The organism is Subsaximicrobium wynnwilliamsii, from assembly GCF_007997225.1.
GTDB classification, from domain to species: domain Bacteria; phylum Bacteroidota; class Bacteroidia; order Flavobacteriales; family Flavobacteriaceae; genus Psychroserpens; species Psychroserpens wynnwilliamsii.
Genome location: NZ_VORM01000046.1, coordinates 1 through 8836, shown reverse-complemented (window position 1 = coordinate 8836; position 8836 = coordinate 1). Strand labels below are relative to the sequence as shown.

General features: G+C 30.9%; 8 protein-coding genes. All 8 read right to left on the bottom strand.

Translation table 11 applies throughout. The features are described 5' to 3' along the window. Positions 1 to 370: 370 nt before the first annotated feature. Positions 371 to 1426 carry a hypothetical protein gene (locus ESY88_RS19825; RefSeq protein WP_147088444.1) on the bottom strand — a complete coding sequence of 352 codons (1056 nt, stop codon included), beginning with the start codon at positions 1424 to 1426 and terminating at the stop codon, positions 371 to 373. A gap of 152 nt (positions 1427 to 1578) precedes the next feature. After that, positions 1579 to 3327, bottom strand: a complete 1749-nt coding sequence (locus ESY88_RS19820; protein WP_147088443.1) for an ATP-binding protein — start codon at positions 3325 to 3327, stop codon at positions 1579 to 1581. A gap of 9 nt (positions 3328 to 3336) precedes the next feature. Beyond that, positions 3337 to 4362: an SIR2 family protein gene (locus tag ESY88_RS19815; protein ID WP_147088442.1), complete on the bottom strand. Its 1026-nt coding sequence runs from the start codon at positions 4360 to 4362 to the stop codon at positions 3337 to 3339. 651 nt (positions 4363 to 5013) lie between these two features. Next, complete coding sequence (locus ESY88_RS19810; protein ID WP_147088441.1) at positions 5014 to 5568, bottom strand: hypothetical protein; 555 nt, start codon at positions 5566 to 5568, stop codon at positions 5014 to 5016. 399 nt (positions 5569 to 5967) lie between these two features. Next, a complete protein-coding gene (locus ESY88_RS19805; RefSeq protein WP_147088440.1) occupies positions 5968 to 6240 on the bottom strand; it encodes a hypothetical protein in 273 nt (90 codons plus the stop codon). Between the two features lie 148 nt (positions 6241 to 6388). Then, positions 6389 to 7318, bottom strand: a complete 930-nt coding sequence (locus tag ESY88_RS19800; protein ID WP_147088439.1) for a hypothetical protein — start codon at positions 7316 to 7318, stop codon at positions 6389 to 6391. An 84-nt stretch (positions 7319 to 7402) separates the two neighbouring features. After that, a complete protein-coding gene (locus ESY88_RS19795; RefSeq protein ID WP_147088438.1) occupies positions 7403 to 7954 on the bottom strand; it encodes a helix-turn-helix domain-containing protein in 552 nt (183 codons plus the stop codon). A gap of 168 nt (positions 7955 to 8122) precedes the next feature. Further along, on the bottom strand, positions 8123 to 8662 hold the full coding sequence (locus ESY88_RS19790) for a hypothetical protein (RefSeq protein ID WP_147088437.1): 540 nt from the start codon (positions 8660 to 8662) through the stop codon (positions 8123 to 8125). Positions 8663 to 8836: the final 174 nt, after the last annotated feature.

Sequence of the window (8836 nt, the reverse complement as noted above, 5' to 3'; positions counted from 1 at the left end):
TTCAATGAAGTCTCTTCGAAAACCAAGTTTTTCCAGATCAAGCTGTTCTACAAATTGGTCAATGGCTCTCACACTGTTAAATTGGTCAATGGAATCTTCCAGGGAAACGGGGAAGAGGCAGGTCTGTTTTCTGTCTTTGCCAGATATGTATTTCATACTATTAAGATACAAAAAAGCTAAAAAATGACCTTGGGTCTTTCTTGAAAAGTATGAACAAGTTATTAGACAGTCTGACGCTCTTGAGTATGATTAGTTGCGCGTCTCAAGCAGTAAATTTAGCAAATAAAATCGGAACTCCATGACTTCGATATTATTCCAAAAAAGCATTGTCCCAAGCAATTAATTATACGCGATGTTGTAGCCAGTTTTTTTATTCTTTGTAAACATATAGTCTAATCTCATTGTAATTGCCAAAATTAAACAAGTAAGCATTTATTCCTTTTTGATTTTTCCACCTGATTTTTATTTGACCACTTTCTTCTGTAATATTTTCAATCGGATTTCCTAAAAGACTATTAACTGTTTTTAAAATGTATTCAAATTTTTCATTGAATTTTTCATTGACATCGTTTTTTATTTCTGGATTAATCCCAAAGTTCGATTCTTTAAACGTTTCCCAATTAAATGAAACAACTTTAATATTTTTATTCTCTTTTGTGTAGAAATAACTTGATTTTCCTTCAAAATATGGACATTCAATTCTTCTGTAGCTTTTCGGGTTACCAAATTTGAATCCTTTTTCATTTGGATAAATACCTTCTCCAAGCGTCCAAAAGTGTCCGAGTGAGACATCTTCTGAATTAATAGAGTTTTCATATTCCGTCATTTTTCCAAGTTCAAAGTTCTTATTATTATGGAATTCTGAAATAGCCAGTTTAAGATGGGCTTTAAACTCTTTTTCTCCAAATTCAATAGTTTTGGCAGAGTTCTTAATACAAGTGGAATCTATTTTTTCTTTAAACTGGAATATTTCTATATTTTGTTTGGGTAATATTTTAAACTTTTTAAACGCGATTTTTTCAATCTGATATGGCCAATGTTCAATCGACTTTACTCCCTTAAAAAGGGAAATAGATGAAGTCTTTTGAAACTTGTTTTTTGATGGAATTTTAATTCTTAAATAATAATCAAGATAGTCTTCCATTCCACTTACCAAAAGAAGGATAGGACTTACTTTTGTTCCAAACTTTCCATTTGCAAATACACCAACTATTTGATTTTCTTTCGGCCTCTTTGGGAATATTGAGTCCATATTTAGATTGGTCTCAATTAATTTGTTGTAAGGATTTTTTGCTACTATTTTAAAATCCATATTTCTTTCTGGATTACTAAATTCAATAGTGAAAATCGTTCCTAATTCAACTTCTTGTGCAAAGGATGAAAATGATATCGTTAAGAGTATGAATATGCTTAGTAGTTTTCTCATTCTTTAAATTGGCTACAACGGTTAGTATATGAAAAGTAGGCGATTTCGAAGCACAAAACTTTCGGGTGGGCACAAAATTTGATACGAGCCAAAAGCCTTGAATTTATTATTATTTCGCCTATTTTTTATATACATTGTTGTGCTTTCGTGCTTTATTTCGATTGTTTTCTTAAGCCAATTACTGCACTTGAAATATCTTGTTCAGCCTTATCATTACTCCATTCTTCCCAAAACTTAATTGTTGCACTTTGAGGTTTAATTGTAGGTTCATCTATTATCACTCTTGTAGGTAAAAGCGAAGAATCTCCAACAATTAAAGCTTCTCCAATATCGAGGATTGGCAGAACATCAGTTAAGCCGGAAAGATTATCTGGAAGAAGTCTTTTAATTACAGCTTGGTCTTCTGCATTTGATAATCTTAATGAAATAAAATTATTACATTGACTGAGGACAGTTCTGTTTACTTCTGCTGGACGTTGGCTAATAACAATTAAGCTAACTCCATATTTCCTCCCTTCTTTGGCAATTCTTTCAAAATTCTTTAGTCCTAATTCCGAAGCGGAATCTTGACTTGTTCTTTCGGGGATGTATAAATGTGCTTCATCACATAATAAGCAAATTGGGTGTCTTTTTTCATTTGTAGTCCATTGTTGAACTGTAAAAACTATTCTTGCAACTAATCCAATAACTAATGGCAGAACGTCAGAAGGAACCTCTGAAAAGTCAATAATCTTTACTCCAGCTTTTTTGTCATTATTACTGGAACCATGCATTAATGAATTACATAATTTATTCATCCAATCAATTTCGAGTTCATCATCTGAAATTTGAAACATAAAACCAAGTCTTTTGTCTTGACATTTTGCTTCTAAACGCTGAATAAATCTTGTCATTTTCCCATTAAAAGGGCCTTGTTTTTCTGTGCCAGCTCTTGCACCTTCAACCATTTCATTATCCAAACGAATTATTTCGTCTAAGACATTTTCCATTTTATAGGGAATTGGACTGTCAATTGTTATACTGTCTTTAAATGTAGTATCTCCAATACTTTCTAAAAACTTAATTTTTTCGTTAAAAACTGTTTTAGAAAAAATCATTGCTTGATTAGGAGCATTGCTGTCGCTTCTATCTAATAGCATTGCTAACATCTCTTCATAAGTCAGAAGCCAGTATGGAAGCATTAGAACATTGTTTTCAAGATTCCCCTTCTTTCCTAAATCTGAAGGGTTTGCAATTTTTAGATGTTGTATTCCTTCTGCTTTAAATCCTTCTCCACTATATTCTCCATGAATGTCAAATAATATTGAATTAGCCATTGGCAGTTTTGCAATTTGCTCAACTAATTTTGCAACACACCAAGATTTTCCTGAACCAGTACTACCAACAATTACCGCATGCCTTTGAAAAAGCTTGTCTCCATCTAAAAAAGCTTCTGCATTTTCATCAATTGAGTATTTACCCAAAGAAAGTGGCACAGCATAATTTTCTTGCGAAGATATGGTACGCATAAACTTGGTAATGTTTTCTCCGTCAATAGGGAAACAATTTGCTTCAATCTCTGGCACAGTATCTAAAGTCCGTTTAAATACATTCTCTTTTTCTCCGTGTTTGTCAATTAAAGTTCCAATTAAATTTACTTTTATAATGTTCTCTGTTAGTAAGAAGTTAGATATTCCTAAATCTTCAGTTACGGGATTCTCATCATCCGAAACTTTTCTTGTAATTCGGTTTATTATACCAATTAAATGTTGTCCTGCTTTTGAGCTTTTTACTGCAATTAAATGATTTACTTGAAGTTTACGAAGTTTGTCTAATTCGTCAACTTTAACAATAATTGTGGCAGTATCAACACTAAAAACAGTGCCGATTGTTGCTGATTCTTCAAATGTAAATATTGCCATAATGTTGTTTTAAGATATTATTAATTTTAAGTATTCGCCCAATTCCCAATAGCAAGTGTCTTCAATTATAACCTCTCCAAATTTAGAGGAAAAAATTCTTGTGTCTTTTGAATTTGCTTCTTCAATAAGCATATAGTTATGACATTTATTGTCGATAATTGATTGTTTTGTTTTTGAAGTAAGTTCTTTCGTTATTACAATAATTGGCTTTTTGTTTTTGATTTGTGTAATTAGTTTTGGTTGTACATGAATATCATTGAATCCATAGCCAATGCACAGAAAACCATTAGCTTGTTCAATTTCTGAGTCAGCTTGTGTGAATATTGTTCGGTAGGGTTCATTATGTGTTTCTGAATATTTGCTTAAACCAGGCGTAACTATTAAAGGACTATAATCCTCGGGAATATTTTGTCTATTTGGTAATTGAATATTGACATCATCTTTTGATTTAAACCAATCCAACGAACCATGAACCTTCCAAATGTTTACCTGTCCCGTATATCCTTTTAATGAAGCTAAATTGTTTGATTGTATGCTGTTGGAAAAATGCCCTATAAGATTTTGCGAATAGCCATTACAAATAATGGCTTTCGCTAAACTTGAAGCATATTCAGCTAATCTATCGTAGTTTGTGGTAATTATCGAAACTTTTTTACCTGCTGTATTTAAAAAATATTTTAGAAGATTTGCTAAAGGGAAATCAACATCTTTTTTAATAAAATGTTCGTAAGCTTCTAAATCTGCAGTGCTGACTAATTGCCAAGTTTTATTTACAATTTCGGCAAGTACATTTGGTCTTAGTTGAAGATTTGTAAGTGTTGATTCTAAATCTCCAGTTTTATCAAATTCTACTATAAATTCTTCGAATTGTATCTGGTCATTAGAATCAGCAAACTTAATTGTTGTTTTTATGTGTTCTCCTAATGCCCACATTGAAGGAAGTCTAAAAGGGACAGAAGCTCCACTTCCAAGAATTATAAGCGGAATATTATTTGTCCAAGTTTGTAATTGTTTATATATATCTTCTTTTTCCATTCAATTCTTTTGGTTGGTTCTCGATTTTTATGGCATGAAGCACAACGCTCTTGAGTATGATTAGTTGCGCGTCTCAAGCGCTAATTTAGCAAATAAAAACGAACTAGAGAATCCGCGAGGCTTTTCGGAAGTAGAACAGGCCTAGCAATTAATTATACGCGATGTTGTAAAATGTAGTTTCGTGAATTTCAGACTTTAGATAAAATACTCATTTAGGTTGTGCGCTCGAGTAAGCAAATCCGCGAACTGCTCAAATTCCGCATCGTGCATAATTCCGCATCTGGCTAAATTCCGCATCTTGAGAAATTCCGCAAACTGCAAAGGTTCCGTTATTTATTTTGCAAGCTTGTTTTAGAAAATCCTTTGTTAATAGACTGTTTTTGAAATAAAATCCGATTTTAAATTCCGCAAACTTGCTTAAAATTCCGCAACAGTTGGTTTTCTGAAATAGTTCAGACCAGACAGTTTACAGATTCTGGATTTTATGGATCTGAGTGAATTCTGCTATATTTTACAATGTGATTGTATAAGAATAGTGCGGTTTTGTATGCGAGGATTTTCCGAAGGAAAATTAGACGTAACAAAAGAGCACTAACCCTTGATTAAGCACTAAACTACGCATTATTTTTATACGTTGTTGGCATTAGTATTTTAAAACCCGCTTTTCAAATCAGGTCGTTTAGATATTAATACTTTACATCTTGAAGTCTTAATATATTTTCCGTCAAAGTCTTTTAATCCCATATATTCAAAAGTCAGAATTAATTGAATTTTATTTCCAAGCCAAATACTATTAATATCGCCTGAATTGTCGTCAGGTGCACTTTCATATGCTTTTTCCTCTAATACTTCTCCAAAACTGCCTTTCAGATATCTGTATTCAGAGGATGTCCAACTTTCGGAATAATCTCTTTCAGTTGGTGTAGTCAAGAATATAACATCTAGAATATTATTTTTAAATCCTAATCCTATTTTTTCTAAATCGGAACTAAAGAGTTTTTTACAACAACTACCAATAAAGTCATAATATTTAATTCCGTTGTCAGTATTCGTTAATGTTAAATCACTACTCCATTTTGAATAGTTATCTCCAATTTTCAAGTCTTTAAATCCGTTTTTCTCATCTAAAATCAAATTTGGTTCTGATTGTGAGTAACTCAATAAAGGAAGAGTTACAAATAATAAATAGACTAAAATTTTCTTCATATTATCTTTTTTTATATTAATGCCAACGTTTAGTGTATGAGCAGTGGCGTGGTTCGACACGGACTATGGCAAACAGGTACTTACCATTGGAAAATCCGCAGGATTTTCCAAGTAGGCGAGAACAAGCCATTGCTTATACACACTGTTGGCAATAGTTATTTTTTCAAATGTCCAATTAGAAATCGATTATTATTTCCTTTTCATTTAAGTTATATTTCGCGTACCAGTTTTCGTGACCAATATCGAAAATAAACTTCCATTCTTTTTTCCAAGAATTGTCTGTTTCCTTTTTTCCACTTTTAGCATCCAAAATATTATATTTTTTCCATAAAAAATTTATAAAAATAATCTTATTACCATTCTCGTTAATTATTCCCAAATACTGACGTCGATATTTTTTTAAGTTCTTAAATATAATCTGCTTTTACTTTTTATTTGATTAGGATTGTTTTTATTAAACTCCTTAAATTCAGAATAAAGTTGATTTTCAAACAATTTAATTTCCTCAACATTTGGTGTAAATCTTTTTTCAACTGGTAATTCAGAATTGGGTAATTTATATTGTTTTGAGAAAATTGCGCATTGATATTTGTTTATTTTAATTATTTCGATTCCTTGTCCAATTATAAAATTGAAGCTAAAGCAAATTAATATAGTCAGAATTTTTTTCATAATTATTGCCAACGATTAGTATATGAAAAGTAGGCGGTTTCGAAGTACAAAACTTTCGGTTAATCACAAAGTTTAATACAAGCTAGATACCTTGGTTTTAATACTGTTTCGCCTATTTTTTATATACATTGTTGGCGGTTCGGTTTTTTTACTCAATTGAATATTTTTCATTTTTACAATCAAAAGTCACTATTTTATCAATCAAAAGCTTATTTCCTAACATACCACCCATTCCTGTAAATTTCATCATCAAGTATTGAAATGAAGAATATCCTTCAATATAAGTTACTTCTTTAAGATTTACGAATTCATTTTGAAAATTAATTGCGCTGTTTGATCCGATCGTGTAAGTTTTCAAAACCCTACCCATAGAATTACTTTCTGTCAAATTAATATCTTTATTTTCAGTTTTCATTTTTTCCCATATGTCTTTGCTTGTAATATATTCAAAACCGCTAGTGCCTGAATCATATATCACATTAACTTTTTTATTGGAAACGGTTACTGGTATCAAAATCCGTCTTTTTTGAAATTTGAAATCACTATTTGATTCCTTCAATTTTGTATTGTCAAAAGATATTTTGCTATTTTTGAAATCAAATTTTGTTGTTCTGAATTCCATTACATCAGTCCCTAACGTTCCAACTATTTTAATTGAATCTTTATGTGACCAATTTTTTTGAACATTATAAACTAAAAAATCATCAGACTTAATATCCATTTTACCCAGACTAAAACTTAATTTTGTTTTTGTAGAGTCTTCATTGAAATCCGCTATACCGTATAATTTTTGAATTGAGTCTAACGAGCTTTTATAAAAGATAGTATTTGGCGAACCAGTGTCAAATTGCATATAAAAACCATCTTCAATTCCCTTTATTTTGATTTTCAATAATAATGCTGAAATTTTCGTTGAACTTGATTCCTTCCAATAAATAGGGATTGTACTACTTTCGCCTGAAACGTTCAAATTGTTTGATTTCGGTGTGAATTTTTTGTCAAAATAAAGATATCCTGCAACTGATGACACTAATATCAAAGACGCAATGACAATAAGTGATTTTTTTAAAATTTTCATTGGTTTTTTTTGCAAATGACGTATAAACACTCTAAAACTCAAACGTCAGGTTACCGCCAATTTTATGACAGTTGCGATATTGAACTAAAAAAATGATATTGGGGAAGAAATTTTTAGTTTACCTACTTTATTAAGTGAATTTGCATTTAGAAAATTCACAGTAAGATTGACGATGAAACATAATAAGCCAATCCATAAAATTAAAGGCGAATCAAATCCAAATTTATCTTGGATAAATGGGCTTAAAATCAATAGAACAGACGTGATTAAAGTCCATAAAATCTGCAGGCTGATAATATCTGATGCAACTTTTCGAAATTCCTTTTTCTTATTTTTAAAATAAATAATAAGAGGGAATACAATGTTTCCGTAAGGAATTATTAAAAATGTAAGAATTGAAGTATTAAGTGTTTTAATACTTTTGATTACATCAGTTTCATTGGAACAACTTTCGGGGATTTCAAATAATTCAAAACACTCAACATCAAACACTTTTGCAAGCATTTTTAAAGTATGCCCTTTTGGTTCAATTCCCGATTCTATTCTTTGTATTGTTCTTAATGATAATCTAGATTGTTCAGCAAGTTCACTTTGAGTTATATTTTTAGATTCTCGAAAATATTTCACTTTGTTCATATGAGGTATTTGTTTTTTTAACTGACCGCCAACGTTGATGTGTATGAGCCGTTGCGTGTTAAAGCACGAGCCTTTAAAAGCACAAAACTCCGCTGGAAAATTCCCGAGAATTTTCCAGAGTAGGACAGGCCCAGCAATGGCTTATACACGGTGTTGTAAACTGGCTTTTTAATCATAAGATGTCCATTTTTTATTCCGCTTATCATAATATAAATCATATCCATAATATGATTTGAATCCAACGCTGAAATTTCCATTATCAAAAAATTCATAATTGTATTTTGTTCCTAAAGCTGTCCATTTTGGAATATTCGAGTTCGTTTTTTGTTCTATTTCAGAAAGTGATTTTGGATAAGTTCCATAACTTATTTTATATTTTTCCACTAACTCAACTATGTTCATTCCGTTTTCTTTAGAATATTTAATTTGCCAATTACTAACTGGAATAGATAGTAACCAAATAATTAAAAGTTGAATAAATGAAATGATAAAATAATATTTAAGTTTTGATTTCTTTTTGCTATCAATTTTCATAGAAATTAGAATTCCAATTAACAAAATAGCTAATAAAAATATAATATAGAAAACTACGCCAAATACAAATTCCCAAGTAAAAGAAAAGTGCCAAACATATAAAGTCAAAATCACGAATGATAAAAGACTGAAAAGTATTATTGTGATTATTTTTGGCTGTAAAATTCTGTTCAATTCAGTTCGGTTTTTAGCTTGTTACAACGGTTTTGTGTATGATTAGCGGCGTGTTCTAAGCACGGAATTTAGTAAATAAAAACTGAATAGAAAATCCGCGAGGATTTTCGTAAGTAGGCGAGAACCAGCCATTAATTATACACGGTGTTGCCAGTAGTTTTTATTCCGCTGGCT